Origin of the sequence: Aeromonas fluvialis, assembly GCF_000819885.1 — a bacterium.
GTDB lineage: Bacteria > Pseudomonadota > Gammaproteobacteria > Enterobacterales > Aeromonadaceae > Aeromonas > Aeromonas fluvialis.
The window spans coordinates 93,321-113,958 of sequence record NZ_CDBO01000021.1 but is presented as its reverse complement, the minus strand read 5'-3'; the positions used below and the strand labels follow the sequence as shown (position 1 = coordinate 113,958).

General features: G+C 56.9%; 18 protein-coding genes and 1 pseudogene. 3 read left to right on the top strand and 16 right to left on the bottom strand.

Annotated elements, in window-relative coordinates; genetic code table 11:
* Positions 1–20: 20 nt before the first annotated feature.
* The gene (locus BN1125_RS05450; protein ID WP_042011115.1) at positions 21–752 is read right to left on the bottom strand and encodes a substrate-binding periplasmic protein; all 732 of its coding nucleotides are present in this window, start codon (positions 750–752) and stop codon (positions 21–23) included.
* A 114-nt stretch (positions 753–866) separates the two neighbouring features.
* Between BN1125_RS05450 and BN1125_RS05445 the strand changes: the two genes are divergently transcribed.
* Complete coding sequence (locus tag BN1125_RS05445; RefSeq protein WP_005337656.1) at positions 867–1,223, top strand: DMT family protein; 357 nt, start codon at positions 867–869, stop codon at positions 1,221–1,223.
* A 58-nt stretch (positions 1,224–1,281) separates the two neighbouring features.
* Positions 1,282–2,421 (top strand): type IVa pilus ATPase TapW, encoded by a 1,140-nt coding sequence (gene tapW / locus BN1125_RS05440; RefSeq protein WP_042011114.1) that lies wholly within the window; start codon positions 1,282–1,284, stop codon positions 2,419–2,421.
* A gap of 94 nt (positions 2,422–2,515) precedes the next feature.
* Here the strand turns inward: tapW and BN1125_RS05435 are convergent, their stop codons facing one another.
* The 10 genes and pseudogenes from BN1125_RS05435 to BN1125_RS05395 all read right to left on the bottom strand — a co-directional run bounded on the left by BN1125_RS05435 (position 2,516) and on the right by BN1125_RS05395 (position 11,386).
* Positions 2,516–2,965: a methyltransferase family protein gene (locus tag BN1125_RS05435; RefSeq protein WP_042011113.1), complete on the bottom strand. Its 450-nt coding sequence runs from the start codon at positions 2,963–2,965 to the stop codon at positions 2,516–2,518.
* A gap of 210 nt (positions 2,966–3,175) precedes the next feature.
* Positions 3,176–3,343, bottom strand: a pseudogene (locus BN1125_RS18430) (IS4/Tn5 family transposase DNA-binding protein); the annotation flags it as partial.
* Positions 3,344–3,492: 149 nt separating this feature from the next.
* Complete coding sequence (locus BN1125_RS05430) at positions 3,493–4,437, bottom strand: TerC family protein (protein ID WP_042011112.1); 945 nt, start codon at positions 4,435–4,437, stop codon at positions 3,493–3,495.
* A 302-nt stretch (positions 4,438–4,739) separates the two neighbouring features.
* Positions 4,740–5,735, bottom strand: coding sequence for a murein tripeptide/oligopeptide ABC transporter ATP binding protein OppF (oppF, locus tag BN1125_RS05425; RefSeq protein WP_042011111.1), 996 nt, complete (start codon positions 5,733–5,735; stop codon positions 4,740–4,742).
* Positions 5,736–5,849 carry a hypothetical protein gene (locus BN1125_RS05420; RefSeq protein WP_042011110.1) on the bottom strand — a complete coding sequence of 38 codons (114 nt, stop codon included), beginning with the start codon at positions 5,847–5,849 and terminating at the stop codon, positions 5,736–5,738.
* Positions 5,846–6,832, bottom strand: a complete 987-nt coding sequence (oppD, locus tag BN1125_RS05415) for an ABC transporter ATP-binding protein (RefSeq protein ID WP_042011109.1) — start codon at positions 6,830–6,832, stop codon at positions 5,846–5,848. The genes BN1125_RS05420 and oppD overlap by 4 nt, the downstream gene beginning before the upstream one ends.
* A 54-nt stretch (positions 6,833–6,886) precedes the next feature.
* Entirely contained in the window at positions 6,887–7,798 is a 912-nt protein-coding gene (oppC, locus tag BN1125_RS05410; protein WP_042011108.1) for an oligopeptide ABC transporter permease OppC, read from the bottom strand.
* 14 nt (positions 7,799–7,812) lie between these two features.
* Positions 7,813–8,733, bottom strand: coding sequence for an oligopeptide ABC transporter permease OppB (gene oppB, locus BN1125_RS05405; RefSeq protein WP_005337672.1), 921 nt, complete (start codon positions 8,731–8,733; stop codon positions 7,813–7,815).
* Positions 8,734–8,851: 118 nt separating this feature from the next.
* Positions 8,852–10,471: an ABC transporter substrate-binding protein gene (locus BN1125_RS05400; RefSeq protein WP_042011106.1), complete on the bottom strand. Its 1,620-nt coding sequence runs from the start codon at positions 10,469–10,471 to the stop codon at positions 8,852–8,854.
* 279 nt (positions 10,472–10,750) lie between these two features.
* Positions 10,751–11,386 carry a YchE family NAAT transporter gene (locus BN1125_RS05395; protein ID WP_042011105.1) on the bottom strand — a complete coding sequence of 212 codons (636 nt, stop codon included), beginning with the start codon at positions 11,384–11,386 and terminating at the stop codon, positions 10,751–10,753.
* 816 nt (positions 11,387–12,202) lie between these two features.
* Between BN1125_RS05395 and adhE the strand changes: the two genes are divergently transcribed.
* The gene (gene adhE / locus BN1125_RS05390) at positions 12,203–14,872 is read left to right on the top strand and encodes a bifunctional acetaldehyde-CoA/alcohol dehydrogenase (RefSeq protein WP_042011104.1); all 2,670 of its coding nucleotides are present in this window, start codon (positions 12,203–12,205) and stop codon (positions 14,870–14,872) included.
* Positions 14,873–15,391: 519 nt separating this feature from the next.
* On the opposite strand, the gene BN1125_RS05385 is transcribed toward adhE, so the two are convergent.
* Genes BN1125_RS05385 through cmoA form a run of 5 tightly spaced genes read right to left on the bottom strand, consistent with a single transcriptional unit; the run spans position 15,392 to position 20,458 of the window.
* Positions 15,392–16,357 (bottom strand): alpha-L-glutamate ligase-like protein, encoded by a 966-nt coding sequence (locus BN1125_RS05385; protein ID WP_042011103.1) that lies wholly within the window; start codon positions 16,355–16,357, stop codon positions 15,392–15,394.
* A gap of 3 nt (positions 16,358–16,360) precedes the next feature.
* Positions 16,361–17,899 carry an inactive transglutaminase family protein gene (locus tag BN1125_RS05380; protein WP_042011102.1) on the bottom strand — a complete coding sequence of 513 codons (1,539 nt, stop codon included), beginning with the start codon at positions 17,897–17,899 and terminating at the stop codon, positions 16,361–16,363.
* Between the two features lie 3 nt (positions 17,900–17,902).
* Positions 17,903–18,691, bottom strand: a complete 789-nt coding sequence (locus BN1125_RS05375; RefSeq protein ID WP_042011101.1) for an ATP-dependent zinc protease family protein — start codon at positions 18,689–18,691, stop codon at positions 17,903–17,905.
* A 52-nt stretch (positions 18,692–18,743) separates the two neighbouring features.
* Complete coding sequence (gene cmoB / locus BN1125_RS05370; protein WP_042011100.1) at positions 18,744–19,721, bottom strand: tRNA 5-methoxyuridine(34)/uridine 5-oxyacetic acid(34) synthase CmoB; 978 nt, start codon at positions 19,719–19,721, stop codon at positions 18,744–18,746.
* Positions 19,718–20,458, bottom strand: coding sequence for a carboxy-S-adenosyl-L-methionine synthase CmoA (cmoA, locus tag BN1125_RS05365; protein WP_042011099.1), 741 nt, complete (start codon positions 20,456–20,458; stop codon positions 19,718–19,720). The genes cmoB and cmoA overlap by 4 nt, the downstream gene beginning before the upstream one ends.
* Positions 20,459–20,638 lie beyond the last annotated feature (180 nt).

Genomic DNA, 20,638 nt, shown 5'->3' with positions numbered 1-20,638 from the left:
CAGTGGCTTGCCACCCAAGGTCAAGGCTGGTAACGCTTGGCCATCACGCTTATCTCGCCGCTGGCCACCAGATTTTGCAGCGCCACCAGCAAGGGCTGGCGCAGCGACTGGTGAGGTGAGTGCTTGCTCATCCCCAGATAGAGGGTCACCGGCATGGCGGGGCGGTAGTCCGCCTTGCCTATCCGGCTGGCATTTCCCTGACTCAGGGCATAGTCCACCTGACAGTCGGTGCCGATCATCAGCGGCAGGTGACCGCGCTGCACCATGCGCAGCAGCTGATCTTCGGTGGGTACCCCGTGCTTGTCGAGGCGGCTGTCACTGTTGAAGGGCTCAAAGTAGGCGGAGTTGAGCACATAGCCCACCTTCACCCCCTGCAGATCGCGGTATTGGTGGATCCGGGCCACATTGACCGGCTGACCATAAAACGCGGGCCAGCACTGATAGTAGGCAGGCTGCAGATAGTCGATGAACTGCGCCCGCTCGGTGGTATAGGCGAGCCCAATCATCAGATCGACCTGACCGGTCTGCATCTGCTTGAGCGCCCTGCCCCATGGCATCCGCCGCACCTGCAACTCAATGCCGCTTGTCTGTTGCAAGCGGTGCAAGATATCCATGTCAAGCCCCTGCAACCGGCCATCCGCTTGCAGGATGCGAAAAGGGGGCCAGAGATCGGTGGCGACAGTCAGGGTCGGAGCACCTTGAGCTAGGCTGGCAAACAGCAGACCAAGCAAACACCAGCTTGTCTTGCCCATTCGGTTGGATCCTTATGCTGCGCTATCCATGATCGGTTAAAAATACCCTGACCGCCCACTTATGAAAACCCATAGTTCAGAGATAAAATGCAATTGATTTTAAAGGAGAACCTAATGAACCCAATCTTTACCAGTATCGGTCTGTTGCTGTGCAGCAACGTCTTTATGACCTTTGCCTGGTACGCTCACCTCAAGAGTATGAATCACAAACCCTGGATCATTGCGGCGCTGGTGAGCTGGGGTATCGCCCTGTTCGAATACCTGCTGCAAGTGCCCGCCAACCGCATCGGCCATACGGTGATGAGCGTGGGCCAACTGAAAATCCTGCAAGAAGTGATCACACTCACCGTATTCGTCCCCTTCTCTATCTTCTATCTCAAGGAAGATCTGAAATGGGACTATCTCTGGGCAGGGCTCTGCATCCTGGGGGCGGTCTTTTTTGTCTTTCGCGAGAAACTGACCGGCGCCTAAGGCTGTACACTCAATATCATCCCGCTCATGGCATCTCATTGATCGACGAGGCAAAAAAATGGAATTGCGAGACATGTTACAGATCCTGGCCAAGCAGGATGGCTCAGACCTCTATCTGTCGACCGGCGCCCCCCCCTGCGCCAAGTTTAACGGCGGCCTGCGCCCCCTCAACGAAACACCGCTGGAGCCGGGGGAAGTGGCGCGGATCGCCGCCGAGATCATGGATGGCGAGCAGAAGCAGCAGTTCGAGAAGGAGCTGGAGATGAACCTCGCCATCTCCCTGCCACAGATCGGCCGCTTTCGGGTCAATATTTTCAAGCAGCGCAACGAAGTCTCCCTGGTGGCCCGCAACATCAAGACGGAAATCCCCCGCTTTGAAGATCTCAAACTCCCGCCTGTGCTGCTCGACACCATCATGGAGAAACGAGGCCTGGTGCTGTTTGTCGGCGGCACCGGCTCGGGCAAATCCACCTCGCTGGCGGCCCTTATCGACCACCGCAACCGCAACAGCGGCGGCCATATCATCACCATCGAGGATCCGGTGGAGTTCGTTCATCGTCACCGCAAGAGCATCATCAATCAGCGGGAAGTGGGAGTCGATACCCGCAGCTTCCACGCCGCCCTGAAAAACACCCTGCGTCAGGCGCCGGACGTCATCCTTATCGGGGAAATTCGCGATCGCGAGACCATGGAGCATGCGCTGGCCTTCTCCGAAACCGGCCACCTTGCCATCTCCACCCTGCACGCCAACAACGCCAACCAGGCGCTGGATCGCATCATCAACTTCTTCCCCGAGGAGCGCCGCCCGCAGCTGCTCAACGATCTGGGCAACAACCTCAAGGCCTTTGTCTCCCAACGACTGGTGAAAACCACCGATGGCGGCCGCCGGGCGGCGGTGGAGATCATGCTAGGCACCCACACCATCCGCGACATGATCAAGCGCGGTGAATTTGGCGGCCTCAAGGAGGTGATGGAGAAATCCAAGGCCCTCGGCATGGTCACCTTCGACAGCGCCCTGTTCAATCTGGTGGTTGAAGGGGTAATCGACGAAGAGGAGGCGGTGAAAAACGCCGACTCAGCCAACAACCTGCGCCTCAAGATCAAGCTGTGGAAGGAGAAGGGGCAGATCGCCAGCAGCAGCGATGCCACCGGCTGGAGCCTCGAACCCACCAAGGACGAGAAGGGCGATTTTTTCTAACCTGTCCCTCGAGAACCCCGGGCCCGCCCGGGGTTCTCTTTATCCCGCACGGCTGAACCGACTTATCCGCTCAGCTCACGCAGGTCACTGCCAGTCAGCACCAACGGCGAACGCGCTGGCAATACGCCACATACTCGTCGCCGAAACGGGCGCGTAGCAGCCGCTCCTCCGGCATGATCTGAAAGCGAGTCAGCCAAACCACCAGCACGATTGGCCCAACCCAGACCCAACTTCCACCCAGATAACAGCCCAAGGCGGCCAGCCAACAGAGCAACCCCAGATACATGGGATTGCGACTGAAGCGATAGACGCCACAGGTCACCAGACGGCTGGTGTGCTGAGGTTTGGTGGGGCTGACCGTAGTTTGGTGGTGACGAAACCGTTGCAGGGCACCAAATCCCATGACCCCCCCCGCCACGACCAGCACAGCCATTAGCGCCAATGCCCAGATACCGGGCTGGCTCTCCCCTCTCAGCCACCACATGGCCCCGGCACAGAACAGGAAGATCAGCGGTGGTGGCAAACGTAACTCAAGATTGACCATTTTCTTCCCCCTGCAAGATGTCAAATGAACCCTTATTACGGTAAACTCCCAACCGGTCAACGCCTATTGAGAGTGGCAAAGATCATAATAATAACAATACGTTGTGGTTAAACCACCACTAATGTGGCCGACTCCATCCTACCTATCCAACGCCAACAACAACAACAAGGAATCACCATGCTCAAGAAAACACTACTGGCCACGTTGATCTGCACCTTCCATATCCGCAGGTGAGAGGGGGAGGTGTGACACTGTCTCTCCTGGTTGTTGAGCAAGGGCGGAAGCGAGGGCAACCAGCCTTCTGGTACGTCTTGGGTCGTTGAGGTTAGCGTGACCAAACTGGGCTTGAGCCCAGAGTGCCGGTTGAGTAAGTACCACGTTATAACCTTGATGAGGGACGATGAAAGGTTCAGATCACGCAATGGGACTTAAGTTCAAAAAAAAGTCCCCAAGCGATGCTTGGGGACTTTTGTATAAGAGACAGCCCGCGGGAGCCCTTGTTGTTATTGCTTCATTATCAGCCGCGCTCAAGCGGTCTTTTTTCGGGTCACAAATAGGCTGAGTCCCATAGAGGCCAGCAAGATCAGGGCGACTACACCCAGTGCGAGGCCGGTCGGGATCTTGAAGATATCCAGCAGCAGCATCTTGACCCCGATAAACATCAAGATCAGCGCCAGACCGTATTTGAGCAGGGCGAAGCGATCAGCCACACCGGCCAGCAGGAAGTACATGGCACGCAGACCCATGATGGCGAAGATGTTGGAGGTCAGCACGATGAAGGGATCCGTGGTCACCGCGAAGATGGCCGGGATACTGTCCACCGCGAAGATGAGATCGCTCACCTCCACCAGCACCAGGATCAAGAAGAGCGGGGTAGCATAGCGCACACCATCGCGCCAGACGAAGAACTTCTCCCCTTCCAGGGTCTCGGTCACCTTGAAGCGACGGCGCATCCAGCCCAGCAACGGGTTGTTGGCCAAGTCAGGCTCCTTGTCGGCCGCCCACAGCATCTTGGCACCGGTCAGCAGCAGGAAAGCGCCAAACAGGTAGAGGATCCAGTGGAACTGCTCGATGAGCCAGCTGCCCGCAAACACCATGCCGGCCCGCATCACGATGGCACCCAGTACCCCGTAGAGCAGCACCCGGCGCTGCAGCTCGGCCGGAATGGCAAAGTAACCGAACAGCATCAGCCAGACGAAGACGTTGTCTACTGCCAGCGCTTTCTCGATGAGGTAGCCGGTGAGGAACTCCAGTCCCTTCTGGTTGGCAATTTCACGGCCCGCGCTGTGATCCAGCCAAAGCCAGATGGCCAGGTTGAAGAGCAGCGCCACGCTGACCCAGATGAGGGACCAGACACCCGCCTCTTTGAGAGACACCTTGTGTGACTTGCCGCCACCAACAAAGCGTATGTCTATCCATAACAGGACCAGCACTATGCTGAAGAAACCGGTCCACATCCACCATTCACCCATGTTCACTTCTCCCAAAAACGACAAAACCCACGACCGAGAGGCGTGGGTTTGCGTTTGGAGCAGATACACCTTGCCTCTCGGCAAGGTCTCACTTACAGCTGATTTGCATCGACTGCCCGGCTGCCGGGTGCACTGCAGGATATGGGTGCACCGTAATGACGACAAACCGGCGAGAAGTTACTCCCCTTGTTGCGCGGATAGTAGCAGCGGTAAAAGATAACGCCAAGAGGCATCTTCACGGCCGTCAAAAATAAATCGGGGCCCCATCAAGGAGCCCCGCAAACAGGTTCAATACATCCCCATCAGAGCGGATCGACCTTGAGGCAGGAGACCGCGTGATCGAAGTTCCCCTCCAGCACAGGGCGGGTCTTGGCACACTCGGGCCCTGCCACCGGGCAACGGGTGCGGAACACGCAACCGGACGGCGGGTTCATCGGTGAGGGCAAATCCCCCTCCAGGATCTGGATCACCTTGTTGCGCTCCAGCTCCGGGTCCGGGATTGGTACCGCTGACATCAGCGCCTTGGTGTAAGGATGCAGCGGGTTGGCGAAGATCTCCTTGCGAGTCCCAAGCTCGACGGCGTTGCCCAGATACATCACCAACACCCGATCGGAGATGTGTTTGACTACCGACAGGTCGTGGGCGATGAAGATGAGCGACAGCCCCATCTCCTTTTGCAGGGATTTGAGCAGGTTGACCACTTGCGCCTGAATGGAGACATCGAGCGCCGAGACCGGCTCGTCGCAGATGATCATCTTGGGCTCGAGGATCAGCGCCCGGGCAATCCCGATCCGCTGGCACTGACCGCCGGAGAACTCGTGGGGATAACGGTTGACCAGGTTGGGCAGCAGCCCAACCTTGGTCATCATGGTGCGCACCTTCTCCTTCACCTCGTCCTTCGACAGGGCCGGATAGAAGGTGATGAGCGGCTCGGCGATGATGTCGCCTATGGTCATGCGCGGGTTCAGAGAAGCCAGCGGGTCCTGGAAGATCATCTGGATCTCTTTGCGCTTCTCGCGCAGGGCATTCTGGTCAAGCTTGGTGAGATCGTCACCCAGCCACACCACCTTGCCATCGGTGGCCGGTACCAGACCGATGATGGCGCGGGCAAAGGTCGATTTGCCGCAGCCGGACTCCCCCACCACACCGAGGGTTTCACCCTCATAGAGACGCAAGGTCACACCATCGACTGCTTTCAGATCAGACGGCTTGGCCCAGGGCCACGCCTTGCCACTCTTGATACTGAAGTGGACCTTGAGGTCAGACACTTCCAACAGCAATTTTTTGTCGGCACCCATTTAGTTGGCCCCCTTGTTGATGGCATCCGAAACCCAGTGACAGGCACGCTCCCGACCGTCGTTGAACGGCGTCAGAGGCATGGATGATTGCTGGCCACATTTCACAGCATTCATACGCTTACCTCCTTGGCGTTGATGGCATCAGATATCCAGTGACAAGCACGCTCGCGGCCGTCGTTGAACGGGGTCAGGATTGGCGACTGCTGGCCGCAAATCTCGCTCACCCGGTGGCAACGCTCCTGGAAGGGGCAACCGGTGGGCAGACGCAGCAGGTTGGGCGGATTGCCCGGGATGGTGGGCAGCACTTCCCCTTCGGTATCGAGGCGGGGAATGGCGCGCAGCAAGCCTTCGGTGTAGGGGTGGCTCGGGCGATAGAAGATATCGTCTACCTTGCCGTACTCCATGGTACGACCGGCATACATCACCAGCACCTTGTTGCAGATACCGGCGACCACCCCCAAGTCGTGGGTGATCATGATGATGGCGGTGTTGAACTCGCGCTTGAGTTCATTCATCAGGGTCATGATCTGGGCCTGTACGGTCACGTCGAGCGCGGTGGTCGGCTCATCGGCGATCAGCAGTTGCGGCCGGCAGAGCAGCGCCATGGCAATCATCACCCGCTGACGCATGCCACCGGAGAACTCGTGGGGATACATGCCCATCCGCTTGCGCGCTTCGGGGATCTTCACCGCGTCGAGCATCCGCACCGACTCTTCAAACGCTTCCGCCTTGCTCACCCCTTTGTGCAGCATCAGTACTTCCATCAGCTGATCTTTCACCTTCATATAAGGGTTCAGCGAGGTCATGGGGTCCTGGAAGATCATGGCGATCTTCTCGGAGCGGATCTTGTTGAGCTTGGACTCCGGCAGGTTGAGGATCTCTTCGCCCTGAAACTTGGCGGAACCGGTAATAATGCCGTTTTTGGCCAGCAGCCCCATGATGGCAAAGGCCGTCTGGGATTTGCCGGAGCCGGACTCGCCGACGATCCCCAGGGTTTCACCCGCAGAGAGAGAAAAGTTGAGGTCGTTGACCGCCACCACATTGCCGTCCGGGGTCTTGAACTCGACCCGCAGATCTTTCACATCCAGTAACTTCATATAAAAACTCCTTATCGATCTTTCGTGATGCTTTCCTGTCGATCCGATGCTCGATTAACGATCTTTCGGATCGAGGGCGTCACGCAGACCATCCCCGAGGAAGTTGAAGCAAAACAGGGTCACCACCATAAAGCAGGCGGGGAACAGCAGTTGCCAGATGGCCACTTCCATCGACTTGGAGCCTTCATCCAGCAGGGCACCCCAGCTGGTCATCGGTTCCTGAACCCCAAGGCCCAGGAAACTGAGGAAGGATTCAAACATGATCATGCCCGGCACCAGCAAGGTGGCGTAGACGGCCACGATACCGAGTACGTTCGGAACGATATGACGGGTGATGATCTTCCACTTGGAGACGCCGCAGACATGGGCCGCCTCGATAAACTCCTTGCTCTTGAGGCTGAGGGTCTGGCCACGCACGATCCGCGCCATGTCGAGCCAGCTCACCGCCCCGATGGCGATAAAGATGAGCGCCAGATTGCGGCCAAAGAAGGTGACCAGCATGATGACGAAGAACATGAAGGGGAAGGCGTTGAGGATCTCCAGTACCCGCATCATCAGGCTGTCGACCCGCCCGCCGATAAAGCCGGAGGCCGCGCCATACAGAGTACCGATGATGACCGCCACCATGGCACCCATGATGCCAACCATCAGGGAGATACGGCCACCGAGCAGGGTACGCACGAACAGATCGCGGCCCAGACTGTCGGTCCCGAAGTAGTGGCCCGTTTCCATATCCGGCGGCGACTGCATGGCGCCCCAGTCCGGATCGTCAAAGGTGTATTGGGACAGATGGGGGCCAAAGATGACCGCCAGACCGATGATGGTCAGAATGATCAGGCTGGTCAGGGCCGCCTTGTTGCGCAGGAAACGGCGACGGGCATCCTTCCACAGGGAGCGCCCCTCCACCACTTCCACTTTTTGCGCGAACGCCTCGACGGCATCGCGTTTTTCAGTTGAAACAACCATGATGAACTCCCGAATTAGTAACGGATCTTGGGATCGATAAAGGCGTAGAGAATATCGACCACAGCGTTAAAGGTGATGGTGAGGGCGCCGACCAGAATGGTCAGACCGAGCACCATGGAGTAATCACGGTTAAGGGCACCGTTGACGAACAGCTGACCGATCCCCGGCAGGCCGAAGATGGTCTCGATCACCACGGAACCCGTGATGATGCCGACAAAGGCCGGGCCCAGATAGGAGACTACCGGCAGCATGGCCGGACGCAGTGCATGCTTGAGGATGATGTGGCGCAGCGGCAAACCCTTGGCTCGGGCGGTACGGATGAAGTTGGAGTTCATGGTCTCGATCATGCTGCCCCGCATGATCCGCGAAATGGCGGAGATGTAGTACATCATCATGCCGAACACCGGCAGCACCATAAACTGGATGCCACCGCCCTGCCAGCCACCGGCAGGGAACCAACCCAGATGAATACTGAAAAACAGCACCAGCAAGGGCGCCAGCACAAAGCCCGGGATCACCACCCCGGCCATGGCCGACGACATCAGCAGATAGTCGATGATGGTGTTCTGTTTCAGGGCCGCTATGGTGCCGAAGGTGACCCCCAGCAGCACGGCGAAGAAGAAGGCCGTGGTCCCGATCTTGGCGGAAACAGGCAGCGCCTGACTCACCAGATCATTGACGGTGAAATCCTTGTATTTGAAAGAGGGGCCCAAATCACCCTGCACCAGGTTGCCCAGGTAGGTGAGATATTGCATGCCAATGGGTTTGTCGAGCCCGTATTTGGCCTCGATATTGGCGATGACTTCGGGGGGCAGTGAACGCTCGCTGGTAAAGGGGTTACCGGGGGCGAAACGCATCATGAAGAAAGAGACGGTGATCAAGACCAGCAGAGTCGGGATCGCTTCCAATAGCCGTTTAAAAATAAATTTCAACATAGACATTACCTGTCCTGTACTGCTTCCAAATGGTCGCGGTTGTAATAAAGGCCCGCCGACTGGCGGGCCCTGCTTGTTATGCGACTTGTTGCTTTAATATGCGACTTGTTGCTTTAAATCAGTGAGCAATGATGTACATATCTTTGCTGTAGAGGTTATCCAGCGGGTTGGCCGGGTAGCCGCCGACATAGGGCTTGACCATACGGGCAGTCACGTACTGGTAGATGGGCGCGATCGGCATGTCTTTGGCCAGGATATCTTCGGCCTGAACATAGAGCTGGTTGCGCGCCGCCACATCAACTTGATCACGGGACGAATCCATCAGCTTGTCGAACGCCGGATTGGAGTACTTGCCGTCATTGTTGCCGTGGGTAGTCTGCATCAGATCCAGCATGGACGAGGCTTCGTTGTAGTCGGCGATCCAGCCGGCACGACCTACGTCAAACTGACCCTGTTTCTTGGTTTCCAGGTAAGTTTTCCACTCCTGGTTGACCAGGCTCACCTGCACGCCCAGCTTCTTCCACATGGAGGCAACGGCCACTGCCACTTTCTTGTGGTTGTCGTCGGTGTTGTAGAGCAGCTCGAACTTCAGCGGCTTGCTGGCATCGAAACCGGCCTCTTCCAGCAACGCCTTGGCCTTGGCATCACGCTCGGCTTGGGTCATCTTCGACCACTCGGGGGCCACCGGCTTGAAGCCATCGACGAAGTCCGGCACCAAGGTGTAACCCGGCGTTTGACCCTGACCCATCACCTTGTTGGCAATCACATTACGATCGATGGCATAGGAGAGCGCGGTACGGACACGCACATCGTCAAATGGCTTCTTCTTGACGTTGTACTGGTAGTAGTAAGTACCCACATAACCGGTCACTTTCAGTTCGTCCGGCTTCTCTTTCTTCATCTGCTTGAAGCGTTCGATGGGCATCTGATAGGTGATGTCCACTTCGCCCGCCAGATAGCGACTCAGGTCGGCGTTGGTAGACTGGATCGGCAGATAGACGACCTTGTTGATAACGGTCTTGCCATCGTTCCAGTAGTGCTTGTTGCGTTCCACTTCAACGCGCTCGTTCACCACCCAGCTCTTCAGGGCATAGGCACCGTTGGATACCATGTTTTCCGGCTGGGTCCACTTGTCACCAAACTGCTCGATCACCTTCTTCGGCACCGGGTAGGTCGTGGTGTGAGAGAGCATGCTGACGAAGTAAGGGATCGCTTTCTCAAGCTGCACTTCGAAGGTGTAGTCGTCGGTCGCTTTCACGCCAAGAGTATCGGCGGACTTCTTGCCAGCGATAATGTCGCTGGCATTGACGATGGTCGGGATCTCCAGATACCAGGAGTAGGGAGAGGCGGTTTTCGGATCAACGGCGCGTTTGAAGGCGAACTCAAAGTCGTGGGCAGTGACCGGGTCCCCGTTGGACCACTTGGCGTCTTTGCGCAGGTGGAAGACGTAGTGCTTGTTATCCTTGGTTTCCCAGGATTCGGCCATTGCCGGGAGAATTTCACCTTTCGGGCCGGAAGCAACGAGACCTTCGAACAGGTCACGCAGAATATTGGATTCGACCGTTCCTTCGGTCTTGTGCGGGTCAAGGGTCGCGGGCTCGGAGCCGTTGCCTTTTACCAGCTGCTGGACTTCAGCCAGCTTGGTTCCCGTCGGCACATCGGCCGCCTGAGCCACATGGGCGCCACCAAACAGTGCAGCCATCAGCAATGTGTTAATCATTGTTTTTTTATGAGTCATTTCCCTACTCCAACAAGAACATTCCATGCGTTTTTTAAAGTGACGGGGATGAAACCCGCTCCCAGCATAATTCCCTGCCAATTCCGATAATGCAATAGATATTGTCAGGGTAATAGTCATTCTCTGGTCAAAAAAACAGCTCTGACGCATTTTCTCAGTATTAAAACGTCAGCTTTGTGCTCGTTTTTTACACAAACGACCGATTCTAGAAAAGGCCGGGCAAAAAGCAACCAATAAAAAGCCGGTCACGAGGACCGGCTTTCATAAAACAGACTTGGCTCACATCAGGCTGGGGAAAACCCCCTTGATGCCGGCCACCATGATCTCGATACCCAGCGACATCATGATAAGACCCATGATACGGGTCACCACGTTGATGCCGGTGTTGCCCATGATCTTGAACAACAGTGGCGCGGCGCGGAAAATCAGCCAGGAGCAAAATGCAAAGACCATTACGACCAGTGACATGCCGATCATTTGGTGCCATTGGCTCTGACTGGCGTAGACGATGACCGAGGAGATGGCACCGGGGCCCGCCATCAATGGCAGCGCCAGCGGCACCACGGCGATAGACTCGCGCACCGCCAGTTCACCCTTCTCCTGCTGATTGTGCTTCACTTCACCCAGCTTGCCCTGCAGCATCGACCAGGCGATCAAAGTGATAAGCGACCCGCCGGCGATCCGGAAGGAGGCCAGCGAGATACCAAAGCCATCCAGGATCAGCTGCCCCATATACATGGAGACCAGCAGGATCACCATCACCGCGATATTGGCGGTCGTGTTGGTCTTCATTCTTTCGGCCGGAGTATGGTGACTGGTCAGACTGACAAACACCGGCAACAGACCAAGCGGGTTGATGATCGCAAACAAACCGACAAAAAACTTCAGATATAAAGAGACGTCAACTGCCGCCATAAAACCCTTCCAATAGTGTGCAAGCCCGCAGGCTACTCCTCAATACGCGCGTAAATTTACACCATAGTCAGAATCGGCACCAATTAAATAATCTCACCAATATCGGGGTTTTTTAGTTAGTTCCGCTAATGATTCCCACTCTTCCCAACAGATAAGCAAGTGCGAAACGATCTACGCGGCGCAAGTCACTACCCATCCCATCTGTGGCTCAGGAACAGGCTCTATCGCTGCGACTGTTTTCCCGGCTCCTGTTACTGCACTTTCTGTTCCTGCACTTTACTGATACGACGTCCGGTAATCCCCCCTGCCCAAGGTAATGGCAATGCGAAGCTTCGTGTAAAAAAGCGCCAAAAAAGGTGGGAAAAACGGCAAAACAAACAGTAAAAATATAAAAATCGATAACAGACAGTGGAAAATCTGTCACCAATCGCGTGTAAAAGGTTAAATTTGATCACAATGACTGCGTGATAGCCATCACGCAGTGGTTTCCTCCAAATTGTTTATCAAGCCTTAACCAGATGAAAAATCTGGACTAAAATAATCCGTCCCGGATTTGTAAAGGATTTGTCAAGATTACATACCGATAACATCGGACCAGAAAAAAATTGTGAAATAAAATTTCTTTTGTTCTTTTACAACATTTGATCGAGATCAAGTTTTTCTGGGGCTACCCCGCTCTATAATCGCCTCGGAAAACAATTTAGCAAGGCATGTAAATACCCCTGTTGCAGTAATTGCTGGCTTGACAAGCCAACTATAATTGCCGGGCATTGCCAACGTCTTACTAAACAGTTTTCAAATCATCAGGAGATAAACATGGCAGTAACCAACTTGGCTGAACTGGATGCAATGGTCGCCCGCGTTAAGGAAGCCCAGCGTGAATTCGCCAGCTTCTCGCAAGAGCAGGTAGACAAGATCTTCCGTGCCGCCGCCCTGGCCGCCAGCAATGCTCGTATTCCCCTGGCCCAAATGGCCGTGGCTGAATCCGGCATGGGTATCATCGAAGACAAGGTTATCAAGAACCACTTCGCCTCCGAATACATCTATAACGCATACAAAGATGAGAAGACCTGCGGCATCCTGAGCCAGGATGACGAAATGGGCACAATGATCATCGCCGAGCCGGTAGGTATCATTTGCGGTATCGTGCCGACCACCAACCCGACTGCAACCGCGATCTTCAAATCGTTGATCTCCCTGAAGACCCGCAACGCCATCATCTTCTCCCCGCACCCCCGTGCCAAGAACTCCACCAATACCGCTGCCAAGCTGGTACTGGATGCGGCTATTGCTGCCGGTGCACCGAAAGACATCATCGGCTGGATCGATCAACCGTCTGTTGAGCTGTCCAACGCGCTGATGAGACACAACGACATCAACCTGATCCTGGCCACCGGCGGCCCGGGCATGGTGAAAGCCGCTTACTCTTCCGGTAAGCCTGCTATCGGTGTAGGTGCCGGTAACGTGCCCATCGTTATCGACGAAACTGCCGATGTGAAGCGTGCCGTTGCCTCTATCCTGATGTCCAAGACCTTCGACAACGGTGTGGTCTGTGCCTCCGAGCAAGCCGTTATCGTGGTTGACTCCATCTACAACCAGGTGAAAGAGCGTTTCTCCAGCCACGATGGCTACATCCTGTCCAAAGATGAAGCGGACAAGGTACGTAAGGTGCTGCTGATTAACGGTGCGCTGAACGCAGATATCGTCGGCCAGCCGGCCACCAAGATCGCCGCCATGGCAGGCGTCACTGTACCTGCCACCACCAAGATCCTCATCGGTGAAGGCTTGGAGTTGTGCGCTGAAGATGAGTTCGCTCATGAGAAGCTCTCCCCGACCCTGGGTATGTTCCGCGCCAAGAACTTCGAAGTTGCTGTCGACATGGCCTGTGACATGGTCAACATCGGTGGTATCGGCCACACCTCCGGTCTCTATACCGACCAGGATCGCAACGCCGACCGCATCAAGTACTTCGGCGACAAGATGAAGACCGCCCGTATCCTGATCAACACCCCTTCCACCCAGGGTGGTATCGGTGACCTGTACAACTTCGCTCTTGCTCCTTCCCTGACCCTGGGTTGCGGCTCCTGGAGTGGTAACTCCATCTCCGAGAACGTCGGACCCAAGCACCTGATCAACAAGAAGACAGTCGCAAAACGGGCAGAAAATATGCTGTGGCACAAACTTCCGAAATCCATCTATTTCCGTCGTGGTTCCCTGCCGATCGCCCTGGGCGACCTGGAAGGCAAGAAGCGTGCAATGGTCGTAACCGACCGCTTCCTGTTCAACAACGGCTATGCCGACGACGTGGTTCGTCTGCTCAAGAAGATGAACATGGAAGTGGAAGTATTCTACGAAGTAGAAGCTGACCCGACCCTGTCCATCGTTCGCAAGGGCGCCGAGATGGCCAACTCCTTCAAGCCGGATGTTATCCTGGCACTGGGTGGTGGTTCACCGATGGATGCGGCCAAGATCATGTGGGTCATGTACGAGCACCCGGATACCGCGTTCGAAGATCTGGCCATGCGCTTTATGGACATCCGCAAGCGTATCTATAAATTCCCGAAAATGGGCGTGAAGGCCGAACTGGTCTGTATCACCACCACTTCCGGTACCGGTTCTGAAGTCACCCCGTTTGCGGTCGTCACCGATGACACCACCGGCATGAAGTACCCGCTGGCTGACTACGAGCTGACCCCGAACATGGCCATCGTAGATGCCAACCTGGTCATGAACATGCCCAAGTCCCTGTGCGCCTTCGGTGGTATCGATGCCGTGACTCACGCCATGGAAGCCTATGTTTCCGTACTGGCCAACGAGTACTCCGATGGCCAGGCACTGCAAGCACTGAAACTGCTGAAAGAGTACCTGCCGTCCAGCTACCTGAATGGTGCCAACGACCCGGTAGCTCGCGAGAAAGTACACAATGCTGCCACCATCGCCGGTATCGCGTTTGCCAACGCCTTCCTGGGTGTGTGCCACTCCATGGCTCACAAGCTGGGTGCTGAATTCCACATTCCGCACGGCTTGGCCAACGCCCTGCTGATCAGCAACGTGATCCGCTACAACGCCAACGACAACCCGACCAAGCAGACTGCGTTCTCTCAGTACGACCGTCCGCAAGCTCGCCGTCGTTACGCCGAAGTCGCTGACCACCTGGGTCTGACCACTGCCGGTGACCGCACCGCTGCCAAGATCGAGAAGCTGCTGGCATGGCTGGACGAGCTGAAAGCGACCCTGGGGATCCCGGCCTCCATCCGTGAAGCTGGCGTCAATGAAGCCGACTTCCTGGCCAAGGTTGACCAGCTGGCACTGGAAGCTTTCGATGACCAGTGCACCGGCGCCAACCCGCGCTACCCGCTGATCACCGAACTGAAAGCCATCCTGATGGACACCTACTACGGTCGTCCGTTCACCGAAGGCGCTGCCGCTCCTACTGCTGCCCCGGTTGAAGCCAAGGTTGAAGGCAAGAAGAAATCCAAGGCCTGATAATCGGCCTTGTAATAACAAGCCCGCGCACTGCGCGGGCTTTTTTTATCTGCCACCGCCCTCCTCTCTCCCTGCATATTGCGATAGTACATAGATCTCTTCCCCATCTCTGCCAAGCAACCAGCCCCCTTGCACCGCAATCCGGTATCTGCACCCCAAGTCGGGGCTTGCTTGCCGACCACAACGAGGCTGCCAGATCACGCCATTACCCCCAAGGCACCCTATCCATAGGGCCATTTGCTACATCGGCAGGCACAAGCCACCTACGCTACCCAGAAGCAGCACATGGTAAAGAGAGAGGAGCAGCATCACGTCACAACAGTGCGTCACGACACGCAGGCCCTGATCTGTCTAACTGGTTTCATCGACCGAAGAGCTCCGTGACATAACAATGGGCAGAGGAAGCAGCAAAAGCCTTGAACGGAGTGTTCCCCGTGGTTCAACCGACCTTCCCGCGATATCCCATCCATAGATACAAAAAAGCGCGCCATAGGCGCGCTCAGTTCACAATCGGAGGGCTTATTCCTCAAAGATCCCGAAGTGATCCTTGGCGAAGTTGACCCGCTGTGCCACGTTCATCTTCACCTGACCCAATTTTTCGATGGTCTTGAGATTGGGCACCAGACCGCGACCGTTGGCGATCTGGATGGCAAGACCAGGACGAGCGTTGAGCTCCAGCAGCATGGGGCCGCGGAACTTGTCGAGCACCATGTCAGTACCGATATAGCCCAGACCCGACATCTCGTAGCAGGAGGCGGCCAGGGTGAGCAGCGTATCCCAGTGGGGAACCTTGAGCTCATAGAGGTCGAGGCCGGTATCCGGATGGTGGCGCAGCGGATTGCCAAACTGCACCGCCCGCAGCGCGCGTCCGGTACGCAGGCACAGGCCTACCCCCACGGCGCCTTGGTGCAGGTTCGCCTTGCCGTCCGAGGCGGCGGTGGAGAGGCGCATCATCGCCATCACCGGGAACCCCTTGAAGATGATCACCCGGGCATCGGGTACCCCTTCAAAGGAGTAACCGTCGAACACATCATCAAAGTTGATGAGGCCTTCGACCAGCGCCACATCGGGCTTGCCCCCCAGCGAGTAGAGCCCCGCCAGAATGTTGGAGACATGGCGTTCCAGATCCTGGCCGTTGCAGGCGCTGCCGTTGGGCTTGTAGAAGAGACCATCTTCCTGACGCAGGATCACCAGGATCCCCTTACCGCCCGAGCCACGGGCCGGCTTGATGCAGAAGCCCGGCCAATCCTTTACCAGATCGGTGATACGACCCACATCGTGCTGGGCACGGATGGTACCGATCAGCTCGGGCACGGTAACGCCTGCATCCAGCGCAATTTGCTTGGTCTGCAACTTGTCATCCACCAGCGGATAGAGGCTGCGCGGATTGTAGCGGCTGATGTAGGAGTGGTTGCGCTTGTTCATGCCGAGGATGCCTGATTGGGACAGGCTCCACGGGGTGGTGTATTTTTCCCAGAACCACATCGGTTACTTGTCCTTACCCGGGGTGACGCCAGATTTCATCTCGTCCACCAGCGGCTTGAAGCGCTTGAGCTCGCTCAGCTTGTAGCCGGTGTAGTTACCCATCAACAGCACGGTCGCCATCAGCACCAGCTGCAGACCGAGGAAGTTGAAAGTGAGGTGACGGATCAGTTCGTTGTCCATGGCCAGATAGGCGATGATGGCCACCAGCAGAGAGCCGCCGCCCTGACGGAATACCTCTTTCGGGCCCTCTTCTTCCCACAGGATGGACATCCGTTCGATGGTCCAGGAGAGGATGATCATCGGGAAGAAGGTAATCTTCATGCCGTCGGTCAGCCCCAGTTTGAAGGCTAAGGCGGAGAAGATGCCAATCATCGAGATCACCATGATGATGATGGCGGATATCCGTGCGACCAGTAGCAGGTTGAGCCGCGACAGGTAGGAGCGGATCACCAGACCGGTGCCGACGATCAGCAGGAAGCCAACCAGACCGGTGATGAGCTGGGTCTGGATAAAGGCGACCGCGATCAGCACCGGCATGAAGGTGCCCGAAGTCTTGATCCCCACCAGTACCCGCAGGAACACTACCATCAGCACGCCGATCGGGATCAGCAGCAAGCCTTTGAACAGGGTCTGCTCTTCCAGCGGCAAGCTGTGGATGGAGAAGTTCATCATCTCTGATTTTTCGAACTTCTGGGCCAGTGCCACGCTGACTGGCTGCTCCTGCTCGATCATCGAGAAACTGACGCGGGAGTTGTGACCCCCGGTCACGTCCAGCAGGGCACCTGAGTTGTACTCCCACAGCAGCAGGTTGGCGGGGCGACCCTGTTCACCGGTTTGCGGGTTGAACAGCTTGTAGTCGGTCGGGCTGTTGAACACCTGCAGGTAATCCACAAGCTCCTGACGACGGCGGCCATCTTCCAGATTCAGGGCATGCACCACCCGGGTGGGCACATCGGCATTGTTGAGCAACTCGGCGATCAGGTTGGCGCGGCTCTTGTGCTTTTTCAGCAGCTCGGCGTTCTGCTCCTGCTTCTCGATCTCCTTGATGATCTCGCGGGTCAGGGTGTAGCCGTCGGCAGAGCGCTCCTGAGCCCGCTCGAGGATCTGCTTCATCGCAGTGGCGTAGGGCTCACTTTCGATCTGCTTTTCGATGGCGGGCGGCTGCGGATTGGCGGCCGGCTTGGCATGGGCATCCGCCATCATGTCCACGCGGTAGTAGAGCTCCTGACGGCCAGTCGCACTGCGGATCGACCACTCGGCGCGGGCATCGCCATCCTTCTCGACAAAGGAGAGGCCGTAGCCGGGGCTCGCGGCATTCTCGTTCATCAGGGTGAAACCGGGCTGGGTGCCCGGAATGGCCAGGGAGGCGATCACCGGCTCACCGGTGGCTTCAAACTCCAGCTTGGCTTCGATGGACCAGATCTGGCGCTTTTCACCGGGCGTCAGCGGTACATCCAACGCGATATGGTGATAGATCGTCATCCCCAGGCCGACAATGTACAGCAGGGCTACCAGCAAATAGAACGGCTTACGGGAAACCATGGATTATTTCACATCCTTGAGCTTGGGTTTGGGTTGGATATATTCGCGGGCCACATCGACCACGGCGATGTCTTTCAAAAATTCTCGACCCAGCAGCACCGGGAAGGTCATGTCGCTACGGTCCTTCAGGGTAAATTCGGCCTTCTCGGTCATGTCGCCAATGCGCACAGTCAGACGGACCACCGGACGGCGATCGAGATCGTCGGCGGAAGCCTGACGGACTCGCACATGGCGCACCAGTGGCGCCTCGATCTGGATCTTATCGTCCACTTCCTGATGGCTCAGGAAGAAGCGTACCCAGTTCTTGCCGTTGCGCTCGAAAATGGTGATCTCCTGCGCACTGATGGAGGAGGTGGTCGCACCGGTATCGACCCGCGCCTGGAAGGCGTCGTTGGCCGCGTCAACCCAGATCCACTCCGCTTCGCCGACCATCAGCTTGCCATCGATGGTGTGACCCTGAGTGGGCGCCGGGCACTTCTCGGTGGGGATCACCATCGGTTTGGGCGGCTCGGTGGGGAGGGTGGCGAGCTTGTGGTCTACTTGCTTGACGGATTCTTTCATATTGGTGACATCGGTGTTGAGCTGAACCAGCAGGTGCTGTTGCTGCACATACTGCTTCTGTTGCTGTTCCATGGATGTTTGCAGGAGCTGCTCGCTCTGACTCAGCTCGCTACGAAGCTCGGCCAGCGTCAGGGCAGGAACCTGAGGCGCTTTCTCCATATTGACACACCCGCCGAGACTAAGCAGGGAGAGCAGGGTCATTCCTTTTAATTTGCTTTTCATGTCATTCATTTAACTGTGCTTCCTGGAATTGGGTCAGTGTAACTTCCGCAAGCGCCAGCGGCTAGTCTTTGGCCTTGCGAGCAATCAGAACGGCACGTTTCGGCGCCGGGTGTCCTTCTACCGTGAGTGCCGGATTGTCTGGGTCCAGATAGTCACTCAGGGATTCATTAATCATCCAGTCGGTACGACGTTGTTCGTCGGTGCTGGTCATATTCTCGTCTACTATCCGCACATCGGTGAAGCCACAGCGCTCGACCCACAGCTTGAGGGCGCTACTTGAGGGAATGAACCAGACGTTGCGCATTTTGCCGTAACGGTCGGTGGGCACCAGCACCTCATTGACCCCGCCATCGACCACCAGGGTCTCCAGCACCAGCTCGCCGTCATCTTTGAGCTGATTGCGCAGCTGCTCGATGTGCTCGATGGGGGATTTACGGTGATAGAGCACCCCCATGGAGAAGACGGTATCAAAGGCGCGCAAGCATGGCAGCTCCTGAATACCGAGCGGCAACAGATGGGCGTGCTGATCATTGCCCGCGAAGTGGCGAATGGCCTCGAACTGGCAGAGAAACAGCGGACTCGGGTCGATGCCGACTGCCAGCTTGGCCCCTTCACCCACCATGCGCCAGAGGTGGTAGCCGCTGCCGCAACCCACATCCAGCACGTAACGCCCTGCGAGCGGGCTGATATGGGGCAGTACCCGATCCCACTTCCAGTCGGAGCGCCATTCGGTGTCGATATGGATGCCGTGCACGGTGAACGGCCCCTTGCGCCAGGGCATGAAGTGGCGCAGCAGGCTCTCCACCTTCTTGCGCTCCCCTTCGCCAAGGCTCTCGGCGCTGCCTATCTCGACACCGGATTTCAGCTCGATTTCGCCGGGGGCAACCACCGGCAGCTTGTTGAGGGCGCGATTCCAGCGCGGCAGATCGCCGTGCTGGTTGTCATGCTGCCAGGCGTGCAACTGGGCGGGCAAGGTATGCAGCCAGTGGCTCAGCCGGTTCTTGGCAATTAGTTGATAGAAGTTGGCAAAGTCGATCATGGCTGGGCGTCGCTGGATTTGATGGCAATCATGGAGCCGAAGTTGAAGCACTGGAACCAGAGGTCCTGATGGGCGAAACCGGCGTCCCGCAGACGGGTCTGATGCACCTGCAGGCTGTCGGTGCGCATTACGTTCTCAAGAGCGGTACGCTTCTGGCTGATCTCCAGCTCGCTGTAGCCATTGGCCCGCTTGAAGTCGAGATGCAGATCGATAAGCAGCTCGTTGACCGGTTCATCTTCGAAGCGGAACTTCTCGCTCAGGATCAGGATCCCGCCCGGGCGCAGCCCATCGTGAATACGCTGGATCAGGGCGGCCCGTTTCTCTGGCTCGACAAATTGCAGGGTGAAGTTGAGCACCACCACGGAGGCGTTTTTGATCTCTATGTCGCAGATATCCGCCTCTACCAGCTCCACCGGCACCTCAGATTTGAAACCGGAGAGGTGGGCGCGGGCGCGCTCAATCATCGGGTGGGAGAGATCCACCGCGGTGATGCTGCAGCCGGGCTGGCTGATATGGCGACGCATCGCCTGGGTCGCGGCGCCCAGTGAGCAGCCGAGATCATAGAGTCGGCTCTCGGGTTGGGCGTAGCGGGCGGCCATCATGCCGATGGCAGAGATGATGTTGCTGTAACCCGGCACCGAGCGCTGGATCATATCGGGGAATACGTCGACGACCTGTTCGTCAAAACAGAAGTCACCCAATCGGGCGATCGGGGCGGCAAAAATTTGATCGTGCATGCTGGCGCAACCTGACAGTCGGGACATCACCCGGCTGTATTGTTCAATTGAGTCGTTGGGTGACACCCATCAGAGTAGATTTATCACCTGTTTACGAACGGGGTGGCTGGTCATGAAATCCTTTGGACCGTTCCTGTTCGTACGGGCCATGTTACGGACCCTTACTTGGGGCGGTAGTGT

Coding starts and splice junctions, on each gene's coding strand:
- BN1125_RS05450 (WP_042011115.1), bottom strand. CDS start 752: ATGGGCAAGACAAGCTGGTGTTTGCTTGGTCTGCTGTTTGCCAGCCTA.
- BN1125_RS05445 (WP_005337656.1), top strand. CDS start 867: ATGAACCCAATCTTTACCAGTATCGGTCTGTTGCTGTGCAGCAACGTC.
- tapW (WP_042011114.1), top strand. CDS start 1,282: ATGGAATTGCGAGACATGTTACAGATCCTGGCCAAGCAGGATGGCTCA.
- BN1125_RS05435 (WP_042011113.1), bottom strand. CDS start 2,965: ATGGTCAATCTTGAGTTACGTTTGCCACCACCGCTGATCTTCCTGTTC.
- BN1125_RS05430 (WP_042011112.1), bottom strand. CDS start 4,437: ATGGGTGAATGGTGGATGTGGACCGGTTTCTTCAGCATAGTGCTGGTC.
- oppF (WP_042011111.1), bottom strand. CDS start 5,735: ATGGGTGCCGACAAAAAATTGCTGTTGGAAGTGTCTGACCTCAAGGTC.
- BN1125_RS05420 (WP_042011110.1), bottom strand. CDS start 5,849: ATGAATGCTGTGAAATGTGGCCAGCAATCATCCATGCCTCTGACGCCG.
- oppD (WP_042011109.1), bottom strand. CDS start 6,832: ATGAAGTTACTGGATGTGAAAGATCTGCGGGTCGAGTTCAAGACCCCG.
- oppC (WP_042011108.1), bottom strand. CDS start 7,798: ATGGTTGTTTCAACTGAAAAACGCGATGCCGTCGAGGCGTTCGCGCAA.
- oppB (WP_005337672.1), bottom strand. CDS start 8,733: ATGTTGAAATTTATTTTTAAACGGCTATTGGAAGCGATCCCGACTCTG.
- BN1125_RS05400 (WP_042011106.1), bottom strand. CDS start 10,471: ATGACTCATAAAAAAACAATGATTAACACATTGCTGATGGCTGCACTG.
- BN1125_RS05395 (WP_042011105.1), bottom strand. CDS start 11,386: ATGGCGGCAGTTGACGTCTCTTTATATCTGAAGTTTTTTGTCGGTTTG.
- adhE (WP_042011104.1), top strand. CDS start 12,203: ATGGCAGTAACCAACTTGGCTGAACTGGATGCAATGGTCGCCCGCGTT.
- BN1125_RS05385 (WP_042011103.1), bottom strand. CDS start 16,357: ATGTGGTTCTGGGAAAAATACACCACCCCGTGGAGCCTGTCCCAATCA.
- BN1125_RS05380 (WP_042011102.1), bottom strand. CDS start 17,899: ATGGTTTCCCGTAAGCCGTTCTATTTGCTGGTAGCCCTGCTGTACATT.
- BN1125_RS05375 (WP_042011101.1), bottom strand. CDS start 18,691: ATGAATGACATGAAAAGCAAATTAAAAGGAATGACCCTGCTCTCCCTG.
- cmoB (WP_042011100.1), bottom strand. CDS start 19,721: ATGATCGACTTTGCCAACTTCTATCAACTAATTGCCAAGAACCGGCTG.
- cmoA (WP_042011099.1), bottom strand. CDS start 20,458: ATGCACGATCAAATTTTTGCCGCCCCGATCGCCCGATTGGGTGACTTC.